The sequence below is a fragment of the Burkholderia sp. Ac-20384 genome, from assembly GCF_017104605.1.
Classification (GTDB): domain Bacteria; phylum Pseudomonadota; class Gammaproteobacteria; order Burkholderiales; family Burkholderiaceae; genus Burkholderia; species Burkholderia lata.
Map to the genome: position 1 here is coordinate 1 of NZ_JAAGPE010000683.1, position 1,084 is coordinate 1,084.

The following is a 1,084-nucleotide window of genomic DNA, read 5'->3' on the forward strand; positions in this document are numbered from 1 at the left end:
CGCCGATGCGGCGCGCAAACCCTTCCGCGAGCGCGATGCCGAAATCGGCCGGTTCCGGCAGCCGCGCGACGAGGCCGCCGGTAAATTCGAGCGTGTCGTCCTGCACGTTCATGTTCATGCGCGGCCCCCTTCCATCATCCGGTCGAGTGCGTCGACGAGCGCGCGCTCGGGCCGCCGCGCATGCACGCCAGCCGGTTCGCCGCCGCTGCGCCAGCCGGGCCGCACGCCGCGCACGAACAGGTACAGGTAGCCCGCGATATGCGTGTCGTAGTCGTAGTCGGGCAGCCGCCCGCGCAGGTAGCGATGCAGTGCGACCGTATAGAGCAGCGCCTGCAGGTGATACGCGTGATCGGCCATCGCGACGTCGAGCGCGCGCGGGCCGTAGGCATCCGGTGTCGTGCCGAGATGGTTCGACTTCCAGTCGACGATCCAGAAGCGGCCGTCGTGTTCGACGATCATGTCGATGAAACCCTTGATGAAACCGGCGAGCATGCCCGCCTCCAGTGCAACGTCCGGGTAGCCGTGCGCGACCAGCAGGCGGCGCAGCGCCATCAGGTCCAGCGCGGGCGCCGGGAACAGGAAACCCATTTCGTCGAGCCGCTTCGCGGGATCGAGATCGGCGAGCCGCATGCCCGGCACGAGTTCGGTGCGCACGACATCGTCGACCAGTTGCACCATCATCGCCGGCAGGCGCGTGGCCAGCTCGGGCTCGGCCTCGACCGGCCGGTCGTGCAGCGCACCGAGCGCAGCCCTGGGCCACGACTCGGGCTCGGTGAACCGGCTGAGTTCGAACAGGCGATGCAGGCACTCGCCGGCCGCCGCGCCGCGCGGGAACACGAGGATATCGTCGTCCGGCGGTTCGGGTGCAACCGGATCGGCCAATAGCCACTCGCCATCCGGCGCCACCGCGGCAAGCGCATCGTGATCGGGCCGCAGTTCGTCATCGGGCACGGCCGCGACGCCCGCCTCCTCGCGCGCCATCGTCGCGGTCAGCGAACTGAAGCTCGCCATCCGCCACGCATCGCGCAGCATGCGCGTCGCGTGGCGCGCCGCGAGCGTTTGCGATGCGTCGTGCCCGGCCGCG

Annotated in this window: 1 protein-coding gene; it reads right to left on the reverse strand. The window is 70.2% G+C overall.

The window, feature by feature from the left end; genetic code table 11:
* Nucleotides 1–114: 114 nt before the first annotated feature.
* Nucleotides 115–1,084 (reverse strand): PD-(D/E)XK nuclease family protein (locus tag G3O00_RS42840; RefSeq protein WP_206146612.1); only part of this gene is annotated, 970 nt, incomplete at its 5' end.